This window comes from Cellulosimicrobium cellulans (assembly GCF_006539945.1).
In the GTDB taxonomy this organism is placed as follows: domain Bacteria; phylum Actinomycetota; class Actinomycetes; order Actinomycetales; family Cellulomonadaceae; genus Cellulosimicrobium; species Cellulosimicrobium cellulans.
Genome location: NZ_BJNZ01000035.1, coordinates 1 through 21,723 on the forward strand (window position 1 = coordinate 1; position 21,723 = coordinate 21,723).

Below are 21,723 nucleotides of genomic sequence, written 5' to 3' on the forward strand. Positions count from 1 at the left end.
TACGCTGCAACCACTGCCCTCCACCCGGAGCCGCAGCCAGCATGAAGACGGCACGAAACCCGTGACGGTTCAACCTGTCCACCAGCCGCCCTGACGCACGTCCTCGACACGACAAAGGCCCGGAACCATGCGGTTCCGGGCCTCGATCTCGGGTGGGCGATACTGGGTTCGAACCAGTGACCTCTTCGGTGTGAATGAACTCTGAGGTGCAGAGAAACCTCCTGATTGGCGGATTGCCGGCCATTGGCGTACGCGGGCGTCCGCCCAAGATCAGGGGGATCAACCCCCAGTTAAACCCCCAGGGGCCAAGCCTATCCTGGCGAGGAACCGCAGGCCCGCTACCTGTTGTCCTCTGCGTCCGGGCCGAACCACTCGCCTGGTGTGCTCTCGACCCATCGCTCGAGGGGCGACGCGTCGAGCTCGTAGTACCCGGCCACGAAGTGAGCAGCCTTGTAGAGGATCGCGCAGGCGTAGTGAACCTGGCGCTCGACCGTCTTGACGTCAACCCTCCAAGGCCGCATCGCGACGCCATCGACTTCTACCGGCGTGGTCTGGCGAGCGATTGCCGACAGCGATGGGTGCGAGTAGTCGGACAAGATGTCGTAGACAGCCTTCGCCCCGCCCGCGAAATTGAGTTCGATGAAAAGACCAACAGCGTCGCCGAGGCCGGGGAGAGACTCGCCGCCGATGCTCCAAGAGTCGAGCCTGCCCGGAGAGGACAAGTCCACCTCGACACGGTCAAATAGGTCTCGCGCCTCTGCGGTCTTCTGATCGCGAATTGACTTGGAACGCTTTTCCGCGGCCTTGCTGAACTTCCCAGCGGTGTACCGATCGCGCTGTAGCGATGAGATCATCTCAAGGTAAAGGCGGGCAACGCGCACTGCCCCGGCGGGCTGCTCGATACGGGGCTCAAGCAGCCACGCGACTCGGCCGGCCAACTCCAACTCTGCCCGCACAAGCGGCCACACCGCGACTGCGACTCGTCGGGCACGCAGGAGCGCCTCGATCGCGAGCAGGTGCTGACCGATCGCGTCGACGTAGAGCCCGGCCTGTTGACCGGGTCCGTGCTCCACATTCGCGGGAGCACTCGGCCTTTCCTGCCTGAACTGACCGGCGTCGATCGCAGCCGGAGAGTCAGCGCCCGGCGGCACCGCGTTGCCGCGGGCCATCTCGAACCACGCTGTGACGAGCGCGCGGCAGTGATCCGCCAGCCGATCCAGGTCGCCATCAACACCATCGGGGACGCTCACCCAGGCGGCGTCGTCAGCCGGCTCGGGCAGTTTGTCGGTCATCGGGGTCAGTCCATCGACCAGTCGTCGTCGCCAAAGCCGAGGGTTCTGAGGTTCTCCCGGATAGCCGTGCGCTGATTGTCGCTGAGCCTGGCCAGATGGTCGGACTCGATGTCGATCGTGACGCGGACCGGGATGTCCGCCGCTACGAAGTGCGACACGATCTCCTCGTAGATCTGCCCTGCGTCACGCACGACTCGGTTCACCGTGAGGTCCTTCGTCGCGTGGAACCGCGTAGGCACAGCCCCTGGGGGACGCCCACCTGCGATCGAGCCCGTTGAGCTCGGCACCCCGGCCGTCGCACCTCCAGACGTCACTCCCGTGCCCGACGCACCCGCGCGGCCCTCGTCGTCCGCGTCGACCTTGACGGTCTCTCCCTCTGCGACCTTGGTGTCGGCCTCAATCTGGTGCGCTGCAGCCACGGGGTCGACCACGAGGCCACCTTGCCGCACGGCGGTGGGCGCCTTTATTGTCAGCCCGACAAACCGGCCATCCTCGTACGAGTCGGCATAGGCGAACCCATCGAATTCGATGACAAGGGCGTCGTCGAGGTGCCATACGGCGTCGATGACGACCCTCGGCTGGACGACCTTCGGCATGTAGACGTACTGGCTGAAGTACCCGGCCAGCACGTCCAGCGGCACGTACGGCTTCTCCCGCCAAAGGTTCAGGCGGTTGATCTGCATGCGCAGAAGCGATGGCGAGAACGTGCGGACTACGAACTCGCTCGCGTCAGCCTTCTTCGTCACGCGCTCGGCGAGGGTGCCCTCGCCGTTAACGAGGATCGACTCCAGCTCGATCTCGGCGGAACCGGGCTCCTGAGTGGGAACCAGAATCCAGCGGTATGCCTCGCGGATGGAGTCCTTGACGGTCTGCTTCTGCTGGGCCACGCGAGACTCGGCGACCTTGATGTTGTGCTGATCAAGGTTGAGTGAGTCCCGGTTCTCCAGGATGTACTCCCACGCCATACGCTGCCGCACGGCGTTGAGCAGGATGTCGACGCGGTCGACCTCGGGGGCCAGGAAGACGAGGCTGTTCTTGTGGATGCGGGCGTTCGTGCCGCGCTTCGACAGGAACTCGATCGCCGCGTCCTCGGCGACGGACCGTCCCCGCTTCGAGAATGGGCGGTCGGGACCGAAGATCACGAGTCCGATGCCCGGGTCGTCTTCGACGTCGATGCTTCCGGGTGGGAAGCGGTGGACCCGCTCGAAGAGGCCCTTGTCGGTCTCTTCACGTACGACTTGCGCCAGCTCGTCGAAGACCTGTCCCTCGTGGTACGAGTCGGCGCGTTCCTGCACGATCTGGGCAACAGTCTGCTGCAACGACAACCAGTACCGGTCCTGGTCGCGGTTCATGTACTTCCCGAGGTCACCGAGCCGTCGCAGGCCATCGGCGACGTGCGCAGGGTTGTCCCCGGGATACGTCGAGCCGAGCACTACACGCTTCTGCTCGATGCCGCGGATGGTTGCCGCGCTGCCGTCGCGGTTGCGGAGGTTCGCCATGGGAGCGGTTCCGAGGAAAACGCACCGCGCCGCGCGCTTCGTGGCCATCGACCGGCCGAGGATCTTGATGTCGCTGTCGACCACGTTCGCCGTTGAGGTCTCTCCCGCGACGTCGGCGTCGACGATCGGCTTCCACGAGTCATCGAGGTGGTTGGCCAGCTCGTCAAAGACCTTGGCGTTGTCGAGCGGGATCGAGGCAGGGAGGATCATCGGTGAGCGGTCGCCGCTCGTCCACAGTGCATAAACGACCGTCGCCATGAGGCGCAGCACGCCACGGGTGCGCTGGAAGCGTTCGAGCGTCGACCAGTCCTTGTAGAGCCGGTCGAACAGCTCCGGGTGGATTGGGTAGGCGGTGCGCATCGAAGCGCGGTAGCCGGGCTGCATGACCTCGCTCGGCACGTCAGAGCCGTAGCGCATGTAGTGATCCATGAATTTCTGCACCACGAGGTCGCGGGCGGCGTCCTGTTCCCGGCCGAACGGCTTGAACACGCGCCGCCGGACGATCTCGAACGACTCCTCGATTGTGGCCGGCTGCCACGCGGACTCCAGGCGGTGGATGACGGATCGGAGGTGCCGCAACGCTTCCAGGCCAGCGGTTCCGCCAACCTCGTGCTCGTTCTCAATCGCCCCGTCGGCGCTGGGCATGTCGCGGACGACATCGGAAGCGGGCAGGGAGACGACGAGCAGGGCCGTCGGAACGGCCTTCACCGCCTCGGTGAGCGACTGGACGAAGGTCATGTGGCCGTCGAACGACCCAGCGGGCGCGGCCTTCTCGCGCGACCAGAGTTGACGCAGGTACGCGACCCACTCGTCGATCAAGATGATGCACGGCCCGTACGTCGCAAACAGGTCGGCGAGGGCCGTAGTCGTCGGTGGGACGGACTGCTCGTCGTACCGCTTGAGTAGGGCGTAACCCTCAACGCCGCCGAGCTGGTACGCCATCTCGCCCCACAACGTGTTGACTGTGATGCCTTCGGGCTTCGGCATGCCAAGGATCGAGAGGTCGTTACCGACAAGGACGGCGCGCTTCACGTCGGCGGGCAGTTCCGGCAATCCGATGCCATCGACGAGTTCACGCATACCTGGAAGGCGCTCGGCGGGTAGCCCGGCCGCAGCGTGGTAGACGGCGAGGAGCGAGTGGGTCTTGCCGCCACCGAAGGAGGTCATGAGGTCGATGACGGGCTCGCCGCCGCCACCGCTGAGGCGCTTGATCGCCTGCTCCAGGAGGTAGCGCAGACCGCGTGTGAGGTAGGTGCGCCCGAAGAACTCGACGGGGTCGCCGTACTCGGGGCCAGCGACACCCTGGTGCACCTGGCGCAGATCGGCCGCGAACTGGGCCAGCTCAAAGGTGCCGCGAGCGACATCGTCGTGAGGCTCAACCACGTCCCGCCACGCCGGGAGGCCCGTCGAGTCAACCTGCACCGACAGGGCCTTCTCTTGGGCGCGCTGAAGCCGCTTCTGGTCATCCTCGAACATCAAGCGCCGGAACTCACGCCGCATCTCGTCGGCCTTGTCAGCGTGCTCCACCGAACCGATCGACCGGAGGATGTGCTCCCCGTCCATGAGAACGCGCTCGGTACGCTCGGAAGAAATGCGTTCACCGTGTGCCCACTCCTTGCGCGCGTCCCACAACGCCGACACAACACGCTTGTCCTCGAACGTGAGCCGGTCCTTGAACACCTGGTGCCACTGCCTGTCGAACACCCAGAAGAGGTAGGCAGGGTCACTCGCATTGGGCGATGAATCGCGTCCCGTCAGGCCCGCGGTCTTGCCAACCTCTTTAGCCCATCCGGCTCCGTACTTTGCCTGGAGCTGGGCGACCATCCACGGTCCGAGGCCATCGGCTACGAGGTCGAGAACGCGACCTACCCGTTCCTTGTTCGTGAGCGCCGCCATCAGAACAGCCTCTCCGTCGTTGAAGTTCCATCGCCGCTTAGCCTGATCAACTCAGCCCACGAACTGATCAGAGCGTTGTACCGCTCCTGGTCCGCCGAACGCCCCTTCTTCGCGGCGATGTCGTGAAGCCGATACACGAGCTCCATGGCAGGATCTTTGAGCGTCCCCAACGTGGCCATCAGTTCGGCAGCCGCGAGTTCCCCACCGCCATCGATGAGTCGATCCAAGAGATGGTGGACCGCTTCCCAGGCAGTCGGTGCTCGATCACCTGCGGGGGTCCAGGTTCGATCGAGATCACTCTTGCCGAGGAGTTGAACCTTGTTGCCAACGCCCTCGGCGACCTGGGCGCGCTTTACGTCATCGACGCTGATGCCAAGGGGGCGAACCGCCTTGTCCGCCTCTCCGAACTCGGCGGCACTCCACCCGTATGTCTCCCACCATCGCGTAGCAAAGCGTGAGGCCGGGTCGAGTTCTCCTTCCTGCTCGTCCAGGACTTCGCTAAGGGCGGAGTTGATCAAGCGCAGCGCCTGCTCAACGGGCACCCGCTCGCCGCTCTGGTCAAGCACCGCCCGGTAGCGCGAGTAAATTGCCATTCCAGGACCCATTGCTGCCTGCGCGAGGTCTACGGGAAGGATAGAGGCAGCCTGGAGGTCACGAACCGTCGGACCAAGCTCACGCCGGAGTGCTCGATTGAAGTCGCCGAGCGAGATCGTGTCGGCACTCTGAGATCGCGGTCGACAAACCATGACGATGTACGTGGCGACCGCGTTTGCGCCGATTCCGCGCATTCGCGTGCTTCCAGTGCCATGGATCGGCCACGTGCCTGTGATCTCCAGCTCAGCGTTGATCATCGCCGTCAGGATCGACGACCAGCGTGTTTCCTCTTCTGTGCCGCCCTTCTGCTCCTTGGACGCGTAGACAACGAGCATCGGCAGATCGCCACGAAGCTGCTCCTGAAGGTTCCGAAAGGTCTCGGTGAACCCTTCAATGAAGTAGGCACGCGCTGCGTCTCTAGTTCCGCCGTGATGCCAAGGGAATGCCGTCAGTTCTCCGTCTTTCGGACTCGCGACCGTAGCGTACAAGTCGTGGTGCACGCCCCTAAGTGCGCGCCGGTGCCACAAGTAAAAGTAGTCCGACAGGTCCGCGTAGCCGATTGCGTCGAAGTAGGGAGGATCGGTGGCAACGAGCGCGGGACGCCCAGCGCTCGCCCGTCTTGCATCGGACCGAATGACCCTGCCCGAACCAGCTGCGGCGTACGGCAATGCAGCAACCGCAGTCTTCACGATCTGGTCCCAGGTTCCGCCGACCCTGCCGAAGAAATTCTGCTCGAAGAAGTCCCAAGTCATCGGTAGGTCGTTACGACCAAACCCGCTGTTGAAGCGAGTCGTCGATGTCGGGAAGGGGGTGATCATCGCCTGGCTCGAACCGTACTGAGCCGCCTTTCCCAGCGCGAGCCCGAGGATCGAGGCGATCGCAATCGCACGTTCGCGGTCTGCGCCATCGGCGAGGAGACGACCCTCCACACCAGCAACCTCATCTGCAAAGGCGGCCATCACTGCAAGTTGTCGGGGTGTGTACAGATCTAGGAATGTCCTCAGACCGTAACGGGGGGGCGCAACGTACTGATTCGGCTCTCCGAGAGAAATCGCCGGAAGGTCCTCGGGTGGCTCAACCGACATCGCGGCTTCTACTTCTAGGGAGGTCGGAGCGCGGTACTTGCGGCCCTCGGTTGTGTCAACGGCTACGGCAACGAGTCGGAGACCCAAGGCTCCGGCGTCTCCGAACTTCTTGATCTCGTCCTCGGAGATCAACTGCTGGCATGCGATGCAGGCAAATGATGCCCCCCGCCCCTGCTTTGGCGCCGACGGGGCTGCTCCTTCGCGAGCGCCGCTGACTACCCGCAGGCTGATGTCCCCGTGCGGACCGCGAGAGGGCTCCACCCAAGCCATGGCACCGGCCTGCTTTGAAAGCCACCAGGACGTGGAGAGAACAGTTGTCACTCCGCAGGCTGGGTTAGGGCAGGGAGCTGTCCGCGCCCACATCCACGCAATGGGCGTTTCCCCTGGCGTGTCCGGGAAGAATCGCGAAACACGATCCCAGACTGCTTCGCGCACGATCCTTGCGTAGTACAGAACGTCTTCGATGACTCCGCCGTAGCCAGCCGCAGCCGTCCCATCGGCCTCGCTGAAAAGCGCAGGGCTCGCGACCTCTTCCGTGGGGTGCGAGGCATGTGAGGCCCACAGCGGCGGCAACAGTTCGGTGAGGGTCCTGCTTATCAGAGCCGGCACAGGGTTCAGGTCGGACCCGACGGTTTGGAGCCCGAGACGCTGCGCTTCGATGAGCGTGGAGCCGCCACCGCAGAACGGATCGAGCACAGGAGGTGCGCCTTCTGGAAACTGTGCTTCCAGGAGCGACCGAGCCTCAGCCAGGTCAACCTCTTCCGGCAAGTCGGCACCGTTTTTCACGAGCCGCTTGACCACATCGAGCAGGTTTGCCCGTGAGTTGTCGTCTTCCGGGTCATCCAGCAGGGCGGAGAACAGCAGCGCGCGCCAGGCCGGCAGCGGCATCGGCGCGAACCACTTGTGGAGGTTGCGGATGGTCCCGATTTTGCGGTCTTTGTCGGCCTTGCACGCAGCGTTGATTTCGTCGAGCGGCAGTGCGACCTCGATCAGCTTCTTCTTCCGGGCTGCCTCGGTCACTGTTGGCTCATCTCTGTTGCGTCGTTCCAGAAGGGTTCCCAGTCGTACTCCACGCGCGCTGCGCGGGGGTCGATGGGTTGGGTTACAGGGTGTCGCAGATAGCGCACCATCGTTGTGTCGTCGTCCGCGACCAGAACCAGGGCAAGCACGGAATGATCGGCCTTGTTCAGCGCCGTCACCGCCTCCTGCCTGGTGAGAACGAAAGTCCTGCCACCGACAACGCGCCCCTTCACCTCGATGAAGTCCAAGCTGTTGCCGGCGTCGGACTCGATGTCGTAGCCCGGGTTGTTGTGGTGCATCTCGGTCGGCCTGTGGCCCAGCGCATGCTCTACTCGGAGGACGGCATCGACCGCGAGCCTCTCGACCCTAGTCGTCTCCCGCGCGCGATCGGCTGCGCCCTCGGGGTCGGTCTGAGCATCGAGCCATCCCTGCGTGACAACCAGGCAGGCGCCCGTGACTCGTGGTGGACGGACCGAGATGTCGCGCTCCCGCTCCAGTTCCTTGAGGCGCCGATCGAGCCGCCGGGCAAGGGCATCCGCGCGTTCCTGCATCTGGGATACCGGGAGGCGAGTCTTCTTGCCAGCGCGTTCCTGCTCGCTCAGTTCGAAGGCGCGGCGATCCCAGTAGTTGATCTCGCGCGTCAATCGTTCGCGAACCAGACGCTCGGTCTTGTCGACTCGCTCGAAGGTACGGCGGCTGACCTCCTCGGCGTGCTGACGCGCGATCGTGACCGACGCTTCACGGATCACACGGCGGTCAAGGTCGGATGCTTGCGCCCAAGGCTCGGACAGCAGCGGTCGACTCGCTGCCAGCTCGTCACTGGTTGGAGCTTCGAAGTTCGGGATCGGCGAGCCGGTGAGCGGGGTGATCGAACCATCCTCGTCAATTCGGACGTACTGAGCGCGCCGGGAGACGACCCGGGGCTGTCCATCGGGAGCGAGCCTCCCGTCCGTGACATCGTGCTCAAGCAGGCTAACGACGTACGGCTCGGTGGTTAGGTCGGATCGGTCGACGAGGATTGCGCCACTGCGCAGCGCGTCGTGGTAGCGATCGGAGACCACGCTCATCGTGGCGGACATGAGCGGGTGGCCCGGGTGCAGAAGGGTTGCGAGGTGGTTGTTGCCGTCGACTCGGACGTACTTGGGGTCGAAGGTGACGCGGAAGTACTCGTTGACGACGGGCTGGCCGTACCCGGTAATGCGGTCGCGTTCCTTGATCTCGCCTGGGACGCGTCGGATCTCGAAGCGGTGGTGCTCCCGCATCCGCAACTGGCCGCCGACATCGGCGAAGGCGCGATGGAAGAACGCCTCGACATGGTGAGGCTGGAGCCGCGCCGCCTCGGCTCGCTCCATCTCGCGTCGCATGTCCTCGATCTCGGTGTCGCTCATCGCCGAGGGCACAAGTTGGTTCGCGTCGAGCAGTTCAGGGATGCCGTCGGCGATCCTCGGGTCGACCACCTCGGTCAGGTAGCGCTGACGCTCGGGCTTGTTGGCCTCCCTGATCGCCGCGATCATCAGGTCGCGCAGCGCGTTGCCCTGGAAGAGCTGGCCGAGAACGTCGTAGACGCGCCCACCCAGCGTGGCGCGCTGCTCCTCGAGCTTCTCCAGCAGCCGCGTGTAGACGTCGCCCTCCCGGGTGTCATCGGCGACGAGGGACCACATGAAGCAGGTGTTGGGCTGCCCGATGCGGTGGACCCGGCCGAAACGTTGCTCGATGCGGTTTGGGTTCCACGGCAGGTCGTAGTTGATCAGCAGGTGAGCATTCTTGTGGAGGTTCACACCTTCGCCGGCGGCGTCAGTGGCGATGAGGAAGATGCAGCGTTCGTTCTGCTCGAAGGTCTCCTTGGCCTTCTTTCGATCCTCACGCTTCGTACCGCCGTGGATCGTGATCACCGCATCGTCTCGCCCGAGATGCTGCGTTAGGCGCATCACCAGATCATCGAGGGTGTCCTTGTGCTCGGTGAAGATGATCACCTTACGGCGCGCGCCGCTAGCGTCGCGCATCTCGTCGGAGTCGTCCAACGTGTCGCGCAGGGCATCCCACTTGGCGTACGTCGGCGAAACCTTCACTGCGGCCGACTTCACAAGCAGCCGGTCTACGACTCGGATCTCGGTCTCCAGCTCCTGCGGCGTGCGCGCGTTCGTCGCCCCAGCGATGGCCTGGTCTTCGAGCGCCTCACGTTCCTCGTCGGTAAGGTCTTCGAGGTCGTCCCAGTCATCCGGAACATCTGGGGCGTCCGACCGGACAGAGGCGTACATCCGCGCTTCACGCAGTTCGGACTCCAGGCGCGCCTTGCGCCGTTCGAGCGACCGGTGGATCGCCGCGGGCGATGATGCAAGTCGGCGCTGGAGCGTTGTGAGGGCGAACCCGACCGCGGTGCGGCGGCGGTTGTCGCCCTCGATCGCGTCTGCCCGGTTCATCTCCTCGCGGACGTAGTCGGTGACGGCGACGTAAAGGTCCTTTTCTGCCTGGGACAATTCGTACTTGACCGTGAAGGCGAACCGCTCCGGGAACAGCCGCGTGCCCTCGAAGGTGCGCAGTTCTTCCTTCACGAGGCGGCGAATGAGGTCGGAGACATCGACCTTGCGACTGCCCTCGCGCGCAACCCCTTCGAAGCGGTCGGAGTCAAGCAAGGCCATGAAGAGCTGGAACTGCTCTTCCTTGCCCGAGTGGGGCGTGGCGGTCATCATCAGCAGGTTGCGCGCGTGCTTTCCGAGTTCCTCGGCCATCTGGTAGCGCTTGGTCTTCTTGACCTCGTTTCCCCAGACCGTGGCGGACATCTTGTGCGCCTCGTCGAAGATGATCAGGTCCCAGTCGACCTCGCCGGCCTTGTCGAGGATGCCCTCGCTGTTGCGGGCAAGGACGTCGAGCCGCGCCAGCCAGAGTCCTCCGCGGGCGAAGGGGTTGCCCTCGTGGAGGATCTTGTCGCGTGTGAGAATCTCGAACTCCAGGTCGAACTTCTCCCGCATCTCCTCGTCCCACTGGTCGACGAGCACGCCAGGTGACACGACCATGACGTTCGCGGCGTCACCGCGAAGCAGGAGTTCCTTGATGAGCAAGCCCGCCATGACCGTCTTGCCCGCGCCGGGGTCATCGGCGAGGACGTACCGCAGGGGCTGCTTGTGGAGCATGATCTCGTAGACCGCGCGGAGCTGGTGAGGCAGCGGCTGCACGTCGCTGGTACCGAGCGCGGCCTGCGGGTCAAACAGGTACGCCAACTCCATCCGGCGCGCTTCAGCCGCGAGCAGGAACGATTTCGGGTCAGCGTCGAAACTGAACACCTGACCCGCGACCACCTCACGCACGTGCGAGATAGCGTTCGCGAAGACGATTTTCTCGCCGATGCCTGAGTCCGTGCGGTATGCGACGTTTGCGGAGTCGTCAGTTAGCCGCTCGACGGCGACGATCTTCACGGGATCTGGGCCAGCGAGGCCGGTCACGGTCGCTCCAACCCTCACCAGGTCGAACATCGACGCTGTGTGCACGTCAGTCAACGAGAGCCCCCTGCAAGGCAAGCGAGACTCCTGAGCGCGCCGACGACGCCGAGCCACCTGCGTCCCATCTTGGCGTCTCGATAGCCTCACGACGGCGTCGGGCTTCGAGGACCTGGGCGCACGTTCCGTCAGGGGACAACTCGAAGTGGCGGGCCGACGGGTCGTACGGGCCGCCCAGGATCGGGTTGCTCAGATCCACCCGTGCGTCTTCGCTCACCGATACTCGCCCTTCGCAAACCGACCGTGACCCGACGATAACGGCCATCGTCTCTGGTCAGACCCTTGTGGCGTCAGTTTCACCCACCGGCGACGCCAGGGCATCCGCGAGGGCGCTGGCGACCGCCTTGATCGGTGGGGCACTCGCAGTGCTCAGCCGACGGCGTTCAAGTACACCACGCGCTCCGCGCCGGCAACCGATCGGAGCCTGACCCGGTTTCCCGGACACCTGACCTGAGGCGATGATCGCCTCGAGAGAGGAGTCCGTGATGCCTGCAGCCAAGCCGCCGGAGTTCCGGCGCAGAGCGGTGGACCTCCCGGCCCGGCGACGCACCTGGCGATCGGCCACGACCGCCACCAATGCGTCGCCCCACCCCAGGAGCACGCTGTGCCCGATCCCACCCCCACCGGCACAGCGCCCGAGAGTCCGCCCCCATGCGTCAGAGGCCGCCGATGGCCGTAGCGGTAAGCCCCCAGTTGCGCCCCCAGGGCCATTCCGGGCCCCTGCTAGGCAAAGCAAGAGGCCCTCCGAGCTCAGCGTTTCCGCTGGTCAGAGGGCCTTTGCTCGGGTGGGCGATACTGGGTTCGAACCAGTGACCTCTTCGGTGTGAACGAAGCGCGCTACCACTGCGCCAATCGCCCGAGTGCGAGGTCGATACTAGCCTGAAACGGACCGGATCGAAAAACCGGCCCCGATCAGGGGTCCAGGCGCTCGCGACGGCGCCGCTCGAAGAGCTCGCGCGTGACGAGCGACAGCTCCCCGGCCGCGATGTCGACGCCGTCGAGCCAGGTCACGGGCTGGACGTTGCGGACCGAGCCGGTGAGGAGCAGTGCGGCCTCTCCCGCGGTCACCTCGTCGAGCACCGCGAACGGCAGCTCTCCGGGGCGGGCCTCGCGCACCGGCAGCCCGTCCTCCGCGGCCCACTCGAGCAGCAGCTCGCGTGTGATGCCGGCGAGGCAGCCCGACGCCAGGAGCGGGGTGACGAGCTCGCCCCCGCGCTCGACGAAGACGTTCGCTCCTGTCCCCTCGCACAGGTCGCCCGCCGTGTTCGCCAGGAGCGCCTCGTCGCCACCCTTCGCGACGGCGTCGGCGAGCGCGACGACGTTCTCGGCGTACGACGTCGTCTTGAGCCCGGCCACGGCCGACCGCTCGTTGCGCGTCCAGGGCGAGCGCACGGCTCGGCCGGCGGGGCTGATGGTCGCAGGTCCTGCGGCGACGACGACGGTCTGCGCGCCGGGCGTGCGGCCGGACCCGAGCGGGCCGACGCCGGCGGTCACGGTGATGCGCAGGCGCCCGACGCTGTCCGCCCCGGCCCGTGCCCGGGCGTCGGCCTCCGAGAGCACGGCCGTGACACCGTCGAGCACGCGCTGCTCGTCCGGCGTGTCGAGTCCGAGGCCCGCGGCGGACCGCGCGAGCCGGCGCAGGTGCCGGGTGAGCGCGAACGCCTGCCCGTCGAACACGGCGCACGTCTCGAACACGCCGTCCCCGACCGTGAGGCCGTGGTCCACGGCGCTCAGCGCCTGCTCGCCCGGACGCACGAGACGCCCGTCAGCCCAGATCACGAGGTTCTCGGACGGTCGGTCGGACGTCGGCGTCGTGGCGGCGGCAGGGCTCATGGTTCCAGTGTGCCGGAGGCGAGGCCGACGAGCCGCCGCGCCTTGAGCTCGGTCTCCTCCCACTCGCGCGCGGGGTCGCTCCCCCACGTGATCCCGGCCCCGGTGCCGAACCGCAGCACGCCGTCGTCCCACCAGAACGTCCGGATCCCGACGGCGAGCACCGCCTCGTCCCCGTCGACCCACCCGATCGCCCCGCAGTACGGGCCACGCGGCACCGGCTCGAGCTCCTCGATGATGCGCAGCGCGGACGACTTCGGGGCGCCCGACACGGACGCGGGCGGGAACGTCGCGCCGAGCAGCGCGGGCCAGAGCGCTGCCGGGTCGCTCAGGCTCGGGCGGAGCCGCCCCGCGACGGTGCTCACGAGGTGGACGAGGCCGGGGTGGAGCTCGACCGCGAGCAGGTCCGTGACCTCGACCGTCCCCGGGTCGCACACGCGCTGGAGGTCGTTGCGCACGAGGTCGGTGATCATGACGTTCTCGGCGCGGTCCTTGGCGGTGAGCCCGTCCTGGGTCGGCGCGGTGCCCTTGATCGGTCCGGACGTCACCGCCCCGCCCGCGACGCGGAGGTAGAGCTCGGGGGACGCGGTCACGACCCAGACCGGGTCGACGCCGGAGCTCGCCGGGACGTGCAGGACGCCCGCGTAGGGCGCCGGGTTCCCCCGTGCCAGACGGCGCCCGAGGGCCGCGGCGTCCGGCTCTCCGCCGTCCGGGGCGTCGAGCGGTGCGGAGAGCACGCGGCAGACGTTCGCCTGGTAGACCTCGCCCTCGTGGACCTCGTCCCGCACGCGCGCGACCGCGGCCTCGTAGGCCGCACGGTCCATCGAGCTCGCCCAGTCGGACGACGCGGGCCCGCGCCAGGCGTCGCTCCCGCCCTCCTCCCGCGCGAGCTCCGCCGGGTCGACGCGCTCCGCGAACCGCCAGGCGCGCGCCCGGCCACCGCGGGCGGGGGTGTCGAAGTCCGCCACGACGAACCACGGGCCCTCGCCGGCGAGCCGCTCCGGCTCGCGCCACAGGTCGACGGCCTCCACCACACCGGTGGCGGCGCGGCCGGCGAAGCACGCGAGCCCCGGCCTCGACGACGTTCTCCCAGGTCCTGGCACGGGACCACGCTACCGAGCACGGGCACGCCACCCGGACGAGCCCGGGCGTGCACCCGACGCGCACGGGACGACGCCGGTTGGACTCCGGGCGCGAACGTGGACTAATGTCTGGGACGCGCCGGAACGCCGGGGGCTGACAGGAAGCGATTCCTCGAAGCGCTCACCCGTCCGGCCGCGCGGATGTGGCTCAGTTGGTAGAGCATCACCTTGCCAAGGTGAGGGTCGCGGGTTCGAGTCCCGTCATCCGCTCGGAGGCCCACTTTCCGTCCGCCCTCGCGGCGACGGAGGGCAGGTCGTGGTGGAGTGGCCGAGAGGCGAGGCAGCGGCCTGCAAAGCCGTATACGTGGGTTCGAATCCCATCTCCACCTCGCAGCAGCACCACCCTTGGGGCGATTGGCGCAGCGGTAGCGCGCTTCCCTGACACGGAAGAGGTCACTGGTTCGATCCCAGTATCGCCCACGAGCACGACGCGAGAGGCCGCCCCGGCACCGTCCGGAGCGGCCTCTCGCGCGCCGACCATCACCCGGACCGGATGCACGGTCCGGGCGGGAAGTCGGCTAGTATGTGCTTCGCGCCGGATCACGAAGGCTCTCAGGAGCCCGACGGACCGGCCGCGCGGATGTGGCTCAGTTGGTAGAGCATCACCTTGCCAAGGTGAGGGTCGCGGGTTCGAGTCCCGTCATCCGCTCGGAGGCCCACTCTCTGGCCTGCTCCTGCGGGAGCGTGAGAGAGGACGCGTCTCAAGGTGGAGTGGCCGAGAGGCGAGGCAGCGGCCTGCAAAGCCGTATACGTGGGTTCGAATCCCATCTCCACCTCGCATGCAGTGCAGCATCACCCGGGCGATTGGCGCAGCGGTAGCGCGCTTCCCTGACACGGAAGAGGTCACTGGTTCGATCCCAGTATCGCCCACCACCACGAAGGCCGCCCCGAGTTCCCCGGGGCGGCCTTCGTCGTCCACTACCCTCGGCCCATGCCCGACCTGCGCCCCGCCCACGACGTGCTGCCGCTCGGCACCGCCCCGCGTCCCACGACCGCCACCGAGCTCCTCGCCCGCCTGCGCCCCGTCCTGCTCGACGCGCTCGGACCGACCGTCCAGAGCGCCGAGCGGGCCCGGCTCGACGCCGACCTCGACGGCGCCGACGTCGCCCGGCTCGACGTCGACCTGACCGGGGTGCACGTGCGGGTCGGCGGCGCACCCTCCGACGCGACCGCGTCCGGCCCGGCGACCTCCGACGTCGAGGACGTGCGCGCGCGCGAGGACGCGGCCCTGCGTCGGCTGCGCGTGGACGCGCACCCGCTCGTGGTGGAGGACGTCCCGGTGGACGTCGTCGCCGAGGCCGAAGGCCTGCGGTTCCGCTGGGTCGAGGACAGCGCCGGCGGCCTCGGGGTCGAGGGCGTCGAGCCCGACGACGCCGCGCCCCTCACCGGCCACGCCCGGGTCGCGGCGCCGCGCGACGCGATCGTCGCGACCGCCCGACGGCTCGTGGCCACGGAGCTCCAGAACCTCGGCCTCACGCTCGCGTCGCTCGACGTCGAGCTCGAGTCGGCCGGACCTCGCAGCGTCACGCTCCGCGCGTTCGCCCGGGTCCGCAAGGGCATCCTCTCCGCCAGCGTCCGCGCGACGGCGACCGCCGAGGTCGACGCGCAGATGGTGCTCGCCGTGCGGGACCTCGAGCTGTCGAGCCGCAACCCCGTCGTCGCGGCGCTGCTCGTCGCGGCGCGCGGCGAGCTCGCCAAGGTCGAGGGCCGCCAGGTCGACCTCGTGTCCGACCTCCCCCCGGGCGTCCGCCTCGCGGACGTCCGCGTCGACGTCGGCGAGACGCTCGCCGTCTCGGCACGCTTCGCCTGACGACGCAGGCCGCTCTTGTGGTGCTCCTCGCCCGCACGTAGCGTCGAGGGCATGTGCCGGAACATCACGACCCTGCGCGGCCTCGAGCCTCCCGCCACGGACGAGGAGATCGAGGCGGCCGCCCGTCAGTTCGTCCGGAAGGTGACCGGGATCCAGCGCACGAGTGCCGCGACGCAGGGGCCGTTCGAGCGGGCGGTCGACGAGGTCACGGCCATCGTCGCGCGGCTCCTCGGCGAGCTGCCGGAGCGCCGCAACCCGCCGACGACCGTCCCCCCGCTCCGCCGCGAGGAGGTCCGGGCCCGCATCGCCGCGCGCGAGGCCGCCGAGCGCGAGCACGAGCGGGCGCACGCCCTGGGGATCGCCCACACCCACTGAGACGGCCCGCGGGTCCACCGTGCCGCCGGCCGGGACGCGCACTCCGTGCACGCCACCGCCCCGACGCCGTCTAGGCTCGGGCTCTGTGAGTGCCGCACCCGCCCCGACCCCGCCGCCGGGGGCCACGCGCCCCGAACCCGTCAGCGCCAGCATGCGTCGCGCGAAGGCGGACGCTCGTTCAGCCCACGTGACCATCGGGCAGGTCCGTGAGGACCGTACGGGCCGGGTGACGATCGACTGCTCGTGCGGCATGTCGTTGACGAACGGCCCGGACTGGACCGTCGACGAGCACATCCGCCTTCATCGCGCGGAGGCGCGCTACCTGGCGCTGAGCGCCGTCGCTCCCGCCGGGATGCCGCGCCTCATCCCGGTCGACGCCGACCGGCTGCCGCGCGTGGACTGATCCTCAGAGCTCGTCGGGGTCGTCCCAGGACGTGCCCGACGACGCGCCGTCGATCGGCCGGCGCTCGTTCTCCGACAGCGACTGCGGGGCCTTGGTCGCGTCCCCACCGGTCAGCACGTCACCGACGGGCTCCCCCTCCTCCTCGCGGCGCGGGGACAGTCGGGCGGAGGCGACGTCGGACTCGTTGAGGTCGTCGCGGTGGTCTGCGTGGGTGCTCATAGGCACGGGTCTACCAGGTCCGTCGCCGCCATGCACGACCGTCCGCGGCGCGGCGCGGTCCGGGCCGGCGGCGGTGAGACAGGTGCGTGCCGCACACCGGATGTCACACGCGCTTGGCACACTATTTCAGCGACGTGTCCGTCGTCACTCGGGGTCGGACGGCTCCTGCGACGACATCGACCCGGGTGCGTGGAATCCTCAGGGGCATGCAGACCTGGCCAGGCCACCCCTACCCGTTGGGCGCCACCTACGACGGGACGGGGACGAACTTCGCCCTGTTCTCCGAGGTCGCGGAGCGCGTCGAGCTCTGCCTCCTCGGCGACGACGGCACCGAGACGCGCGTCGACCTCGAGGAGGTGGACGCGCACGTCTGGCACGTCTACCTCCCCGGGAAGGGCCCCGGGACGCGCTACGGCTACCGCGTGCACGGGCCCTACGACCCGGCGAACGGTCACCGGTGCAACCCGGCGAAGCTGCTCCTGGACCCGTACGCGAAGGCGATCGAGGGCCGGGTGGACGGCGACGAGTCCCTGTTCTCCTACCGCTTCGCCGACGGCGGCGACGCGGTGCCCGCGGACGAGGCCGGGGAAGGCGAGGACCCCGAGGACGCGCCCGCGACCGCTCCCCCGCTCAACGACGACGACTCCGCCGGGCACACGATGGTCTCGGTCGTCATCAACCCGTTCTTCGACTGGGGCCACGACCGCCCGCCGAACCGGGACTACCACGACAGCGTCATCTACGAGGCGCACGTCAAGGGCATGACGATGCTCCACCCGGACGTGCCCGACGAGCTGCGCGGCACGTACGCCGGGATGGCCCACCCCGCCGTGATCGAGCACCTCGTGACGCTGGGAGTCACCGCGGTCGAGCTCATGCCGGTGCACCAGTTCGTCAACGACCCCACGCTCGTCGAGAAAGGGCTGTCGAACTACTGGGGCTACAACACCATCGGGTTCTTCGCGCCCCACAACGGCTACGCGGCGTACGGGTCGCGCGGGCAGCAGGTCATGGAGTTCAAGACCATGGTCAAGGCGCTGCACGAGGCCGGCATCGAGGTCATCCTCGACGTCGTCTACAACCACACGGCCGAGGGCAACCACCTCGGCCCGACGCTGAGCTTCCGCGGCATCGACAACAAGGCCTACTACCGGCTGGTCGACGGCGACGAGGCGCACTACTTCGACACGACGGGCACGGGCAACTCGCTGCTCATGCGCTCGCCGCACGTGCTCCAGCTCATCATGGACTCGCTGCGCTACTGGGTGACCGAGATGCACGTCGACGGGTTCCGCTTCGACCTCGCGGCGACCCTGGCGCGGCAGTTCCACGAGGTCGACCGCCTCTCGGCGTTCTTCGACATCGTCCAGCAGGACCCGGTGATCTCCCAGGTCAAGCTCATCGCCGAGCCGTGGGACCTCGGCGACGGCGGCTACCAGGTGGGCGGCTTCCCGCCGCTGTGGACCGAGTGGAACGGGCAGTACCGGGACACCGTGCGCGACTTCTGGCGCGGCGAGCCCTCGACCCTGCCCGAGCTCGCGAGCCGGCTCACGGGCTCGTCCGACCTCTACGAGCACGGCGGTCGCAAGCCCATCGCGTCGATCAACTTCGTCACGGCGCACGACGGCTTCACGCTGAACGACCTCGTCTCCTACGACGAGAAGCACAACGAGGCCAACGGCGAGGGCAACAACGACGGCGAGAGCCACAACCGGTCGTGGAACTGCGGGGTCGAGGGACCGACGGACGACCCCGAGGTGCGCGCGCTCCGCGCCCGCCAGCGCCGCAACTTCCTCGCGACGCTGCTGCTCTCCCAGGGCGTGCCGATGCTCGCGCACGGCGACGAGATCGCGCGCACGCAGGGCGGCAACAACAACGGCTACTGCCAGGACAACGAGATCACCTGGATGGACTGGGGCGGCGAGGACGGCCTCGACGACGAGCGGGCCGCGCTCCTCGACTTCGCCCGCCGCGTGGTGTGGCTGCGCCGCGACCACCCGGTGCTGCACCGGCGCCGCTTCTTCCTGGGCCGCGGCGGCTCCGGGACGGCCGACGACGAGCTGCCCGACATCGAGTGGCTCGACATCACCGGGTCGCGCATGGACCAGCAGGACTGGGACCACGCGTACGCGCGCACCGTCATGGTGTTCCTCAACGGCGACGCGATCCCCGAGCAGGACCGGCGCGGCGAGCCGATCGTCGACGACTCGTTCCTCCTGCTGCTCAACGCGCACTCCGACCCGCTCGAGTTCACCGTGCCGCCCGCGGCGTACGGGGAGGGCTGGGACGTCGTCCTGGATACCGACGGCACGGTGGACGTCGGCGACTCCCTGCACCCGGGCGACACGGTCTCCGTGACGGGCCGCAGCGTCATCGTCCTGACCCGCCCGCCGCTGCGATGACGGCGGCCCTCGAAGACGGCGCGGGCGGCGGGCACGGCGCGCCGCCCCGCGTGCCGGTCTCGACGTACCGGCTCCAGCTCGGCCCCGACCTGACGTTCGACGACGCCGCGCGCCAGGTGCCCTACGTCGCGTCGCTCGGCGTCACGCACCTCTACCTCTCCCCCGTGCTCCAGGCCGCCCCCGGCTCGACGCACGGGTACGACGTCGTCGACCACGCACGCGTCAGCGACGAGCTCGGCGGTCGCGAAGGGCTCGACCGCCTGGCCGCGAGCGCCCGTGCGGCGGGCCTGGGCATCGTGCTCGACGTCGTGCCGAACCACATGGCGGTCCCGACCCCCGCGTGGCACAACCGCGCGCTCTGGTCGGTGCTGGAGGACGGTGCCGACTCGCCCTACGCCCGGTGGTTCGACGTCGACTGGTCCGGGGGCGAGGGCGCGGTGCTCATGCCGGTCCTCGGCGCGCGCCTGGGCGACGTGCTCGCGGCGGGCGAGATCACGGTCGACGAGGTCGAGATCCCCGGATCGCCCGAACCCCGGCGCGTGCTCCGGTACTACGACCACGTCTTTCCCGTGCGGCCGGGCACGGAGGACCTGCCGCTCACCGAGCTGGTCGAGCGCCAGCACTACCGTCTCGCGTACTGGCGCGTGGGAGACGAGGAGCTCAACTACCGGCGCTTCTTCGACGTCGGGTCGCTCGTCGCCGTCCGGGTCGAGGACGAGGAGGTGTTCGACGCGACGCACGCGCTCGTGCTCGGCCTCGTCACGGACGGCACGGTCGACGGGCTGCGCATCGACCACCCGGACGGCCTCGCGGACCCGGCACAGTACCTGCAGCGCCTCGCGGACCGCACGGACGGCGCGTGGGTCGTGGTGGAGAAGATCCTCGCGGGCGAGGAGCAGGTGCCCCCGGACTGGGCGACGGTCGGGACGACCGGCTACGACGTCGCGTGGCGGCTCCAGCAGCTCTTCGTCGACCCGGGCGGCCGGTCGGGCCTCGACGCGGTGATGACGCGCCTCACGGGCGCGGCACCAGGAGGTCTCGGCGCGCTCGTCGAGGAGGCGAAGCGCGAGGTCGTCGCCGGGCCGCTCTACGCGGAGGTGCACCGGCTCACGGACCTCGCGGCCGCCGTCTGCCACGACGACCCCCGCCTGCGCGACCACACGTGGCGCGGCCTGCACCAGTGCCTGCGCGAGCTGCTCGTCGCGTTCGACCGCTACCGGGCCTACGTCGTCCCGGGCACGCCGCCGCGGCACGAGGCGGTCCGGGCCGTCGAGGAGGCGGCCGAGCGTGCGCGGGCACGGCTCGACCCGCAGCGCGCGGAGACGCTCGACGTCGTGGTCGACCTCGTGCTGGGCCGAGAGGTCGGCAGCGCCGGCCGGCGCCGCGAGGCACGCCGCGACGAGCTCGTCGTGCGGTTCCAGCAGGTGTGCGGCGCGGTGACGGCGAAGGGCGTGGAGGACACCGCGTTCTACCGGTGGACCGAGCTCGTGAGCCTGTGCGAGGTCGGGGGCGAGCCGGACCGGTTCAGCATCGGCGTGCACGACTGGCACGCGTTCGCGCAGCGGTTCGCCGCGCTCACCCCGCACGCCCTCACGGCGGGGTCGACGCACGACACGAAGCGCGGCGAGGACACGCGGGCGGCGCTCGGGGTGCTGTCCGAGGACGCGGGCGGGTGGTCGCACCTCGTGGAAGAGGTTCGCGCCGCGACCGCCCCGTACCGCGGAGCGCTCGTGGACGGTCTCGCCGAGAACCTCCTGTGGCAGACCGTCGCCGGGACCTGGCTCCCCGACGTGGTCGCGCCGGACGACGCGCCCGCAGGCACGTCGGACGCCGCGATCGCGCCCGACCGGCTCGTCGACTACCTGCGCAAGGCGCTGCGCGAGGCGAAGGTCGCGACGTCGTGGACGAGCCCCGACGAGGCGTACGAGGAGGCCGTCGCCGAGCTCGCGCGGCGCGCGCTCGCCGACCCGGTCGTCACCGGGGCGTTCGCCCGGTGGGCGCGCGAGCACCGCGAGGAGCTGCGCGCCGCGAGCCTCGGGATCACGCTCGTGCGGCTCACGGCACCCGGGGTCGCCGACGTCTACCAGGGCGCCGAGTCCTACGCGCCCACCCTCGTGGACCCCGACAACCGCCGACCGGTCGACGTCGACGCGCTGACCGAGCGGCTCGCGCGGCTCGACGGCGGGGCGCCGGCGCGCACGCTCGCGGACGAGAAGCTGCTCGTCACGACGCGCGCGCTGCGGCTGCGCCGCACCCTCGCCGACGCGTTCGTGGGTGACGGCGCGGGGTACGCCCCCGTCGCGTCGTCGACGCCGTGCGCGCTCGCGTTCGCGCGCACGACGCCGGGCGGCGAGCACACGGACGACGTGGACGCCGCGCCCGTCGCGCGCGTCGTGACCGTCGCGACGCGGCTCGCGGGCACCGTCGACCGGCTCGGCGGGTGGCGCGACCACGTCGTCGCGCTCCCCGAGGGCACCGGGGCCTGGGTCGACGTGCTCACGGGGCGGGAGCACCCGTCCGGCACGGTGCGCGTGGCCGACCTGCTCGCCGACCTCCCGGTCGCGCTCCTCGTCGACCGGGTCGGCGCGGCGAGCGCCGGCATCGGCAGCACGGACGTGAGCGGCGAGCCCGCCGGGAGCGTGCCGTGACGACCGAGCCGTCG

General features: G+C 68.9%; 12 protein-coding genes and 7 tRNA genes. 11 read left to right on the forward strand and 8 right to left on the reverse strand.

Annotated features, from left to right (window positions below; translation table 11 throughout):
• Positions 1-338: 338 nt before the first annotated feature.
• From CCE02nite_RS18565 to CCE02nite_RS18595, 7 genes are all read right to left on the reverse strand, one after another.
• Positions 339-1,292: a hypothetical protein gene (locus CCE02nite_RS18565; protein ID WP_141391090.1), complete on the reverse strand. Its 954-nt coding sequence runs from the start codon at positions 1,290-1,292 to the stop codon at positions 339-341.
• A gap of 5 nt (positions 1,293-1,297) precedes the next feature.
• Complete coding sequence (locus CCE02nite_RS18570) at positions 1,298-4,687, reverse strand: DUF499 family protein (protein WP_141391091.1); 3,390 nt, start codon at positions 4,685-4,687, stop codon at positions 1,298-1,300.
• The gene (locus CCE02nite_RS18575; protein ID WP_170227377.1) at positions 4,687-7,386 is read right to left on the reverse strand and encodes a DUF1156 domain-containing protein; all 2,700 of its coding nucleotides are present in this window, start codon (positions 7,384-7,386) and stop codon (positions 4,687-4,689) included. Before CCE02nite_RS18575 ends, CCE02nite_RS18570 begins: the two co-directional genes overlap by 1 nt.
• Entirely contained in the window at positions 7,383-10,856 is a 3,474-nt protein-coding gene (locus CCE02nite_RS18580; RefSeq protein ID WP_141391093.1) for a helicase-related protein, read from the reverse strand. The genes CCE02nite_RS18575 and CCE02nite_RS18580 overlap by 4 nt, the downstream gene beginning before the upstream one ends.
• Positions 10,857-11,666: 810 nt before the next feature.
• Positions 11,667-11,738 (reverse strand) — tRNA-Val (locus tag CCE02nite_RS18585).
• 54 nt (positions 11,739-11,792) lie between these two features.
• A complete protein-coding gene (locus tag CCE02nite_RS18590; protein ID WP_141391094.1) occupies positions 11,793-12,713 on the reverse strand; it encodes an aminotransferase class IV in 921 nt (306 codons plus the stop codon).
• On the reverse strand, positions 12,710-13,813 hold the full coding sequence (locus tag CCE02nite_RS18595; RefSeq protein ID WP_141391095.1) for a chorismate-binding protein: 1,104 nt from the start codon (positions 13,811-13,813) through the stop codon (positions 12,710-12,712). The genes CCE02nite_RS18590 and CCE02nite_RS18595 overlap by 4 nt, the downstream gene beginning before the upstream one ends.
• A gap of 176 nt (positions 13,814-13,989) precedes the next feature.
• Here CCE02nite_RS18595 and CCE02nite_RS18600 point away from each other — a divergent pair.
• The 9 genes from CCE02nite_RS18600 (at position 13,990) to CCE02nite_RS18640 (ending at position 16,440) form a co-directional block, all read left to right on the forward strand.
• Positions 13,990-14,062 (forward strand) — tRNA-Gly (locus CCE02nite_RS18600).
• A 48-nt stretch (positions 14,063-14,110) separates the two neighbouring features.
• Positions 14,111-14,181: transfer RNA gene (locus CCE02nite_RS18605), tRNA-Cys, on the forward strand.
• 19 nt (positions 14,182-14,200) lie between these two features.
• Positions 14,201-14,272 (forward strand) — tRNA-Val (locus tag CCE02nite_RS18610).
• Positions 14,273-14,428: 156 nt separating this feature from the next.
• A tRNA-Gly gene (locus tag CCE02nite_RS18615) sits at positions 14,429-14,501 on the forward strand.
• 56 nt (positions 14,502-14,557) lie between these two features.
• Positions 14,558-14,628, forward strand: a tRNA-Cys gene (locus tag CCE02nite_RS18620).
• A 22-nt stretch (positions 14,629-14,650) separates the two neighbouring features.
• Positions 14,651-14,725: transfer RNA gene (locus tag CCE02nite_RS18625), tRNA-Val, on the forward strand.
• 58 nt (positions 14,726-14,783) lie between these two features.
• A complete protein-coding gene (locus CCE02nite_RS18630) occupies positions 14,784-15,662 on the forward strand; it encodes a serine/threonine-protein kinase (protein ID WP_141391096.1) in 879 nt (292 codons plus the stop codon).
• A 51-nt stretch (positions 15,663-15,713) separates the two neighbouring features.
• Positions 15,714-16,037, forward strand: a complete 324-nt coding sequence (locus CCE02nite_RS18635; RefSeq protein WP_141391097.1) for a DUF2277 domain-containing protein — start codon at positions 15,714-15,716, stop codon at positions 16,035-16,037.
• A 187-nt stretch (positions 16,038-16,224) separates the two neighbouring features.
• On the forward strand, positions 16,225-16,440 hold the full coding sequence (locus CCE02nite_RS18640; protein WP_255318971.1) for a hypothetical protein: 216 nt from the start codon (positions 16,225-16,227) through the stop codon (positions 16,438-16,440).
• Positions 16,441-16,443: 3 nt separating this feature from the next.
• Here the strand turns inward: CCE02nite_RS18640 and CCE02nite_RS18645 are convergent, their stop codons facing one another.
• A complete protein-coding gene (locus CCE02nite_RS18645) occupies positions 16,444-16,659 on the reverse strand; it encodes a hypothetical protein (RefSeq protein WP_047233847.1) in 216 nt (71 codons plus the stop codon).
• Positions 16,660-16,865: 206 nt separating this feature from the next.
• Here CCE02nite_RS18645 and glgX point away from each other — a divergent pair, with 206 nt between their 5' ends.
• Together glgX and treY are read left to right on the forward strand one after the other, a co-directional pair.
• Positions 16,866-19,061 carry a glycogen debranching protein GlgX gene (gene glgX, locus CCE02nite_RS18650; protein WP_141391098.1) on the forward strand — a complete coding sequence of 732 codons (2,196 nt, stop codon included), beginning with the start codon at positions 16,866-16,868 and terminating at the stop codon, positions 19,059-19,061.
• Positions 19,058-21,709: a malto-oligosyltrehalose synthase gene (gene treY, locus CCE02nite_RS18655; RefSeq protein ID WP_141391099.1), complete on the forward strand. Its 2,652-nt coding sequence runs from the start codon at positions 19,058-19,060 to the stop codon at positions 21,707-21,709. The genes glgX and treY overlap by 4 nt, the downstream gene beginning before the upstream one ends.
• The last annotated feature ends 14 nt before the right edge of the window (positions 21,710-21,723 follow it).

Excerpts from the sequence above, each read along its gene's own strand:
- CCE02nite_RS18565 (WP_141391090.1), bottom strand. The coding sequence starts at position 1,292 with ATGACCGACAAACTGCCCGAGCCGGCTGACGACGCCGCCTGGGTGAGC.
- CCE02nite_RS18570 (WP_141391091.1), bottom strand. The coding sequence starts at position 4,687 with ATGGCGGCGCTCACGAACAAGGAACGGGTAGGTCGCGTTCTCGACCTC.
- CCE02nite_RS18580 (WP_141391093.1), bottom strand. The coding sequence starts at position 10,856 with ATGTTCGACCTGGTGAGGGTTGGAGCGACCGTGACCGGCCTCGCTGGC.
- CCE02nite_RS18590 (WP_141391094.1), bottom strand. The coding sequence starts at position 12,713 with ATGAGCCCTGCCGCCGCCACGACGCCGACGTCCGACCGACCGTCCGAG.
- CCE02nite_RS18630 (WP_141391096.1), top strand. The coding sequence starts at position 14,784 with ATGCCCGACCTGCGCCCCGCCCACGACGTGCTGCCGCTCGGCACCGCC.
- CCE02nite_RS18635 (WP_141391097.1), top strand. The coding sequence starts at position 15,714 with ATGTGCCGGAACATCACGACCCTGCGCGGCCTCGAGCCTCCCGCCACG.
- CCE02nite_RS18645 (WP_047233847.1), bottom strand. The coding sequence starts at position 16,659 with ATGAGCACCCACGCAGACCACCGCGACGACCTCAACGAGTCCGACGTC.
- glgX (WP_141391098.1), top strand. The coding sequence starts at position 16,866 with ATGCAGACCTGGCCAGGCCACCCCTACCCGTTGGGCGCCACCTACGAC.
- treY (WP_141391099.1), top strand. The coding sequence starts at position 19,058 with ATGACGGCGGCCCTCGAAGACGGCGCGGGCGGCGGGCACGGCGCGCCG.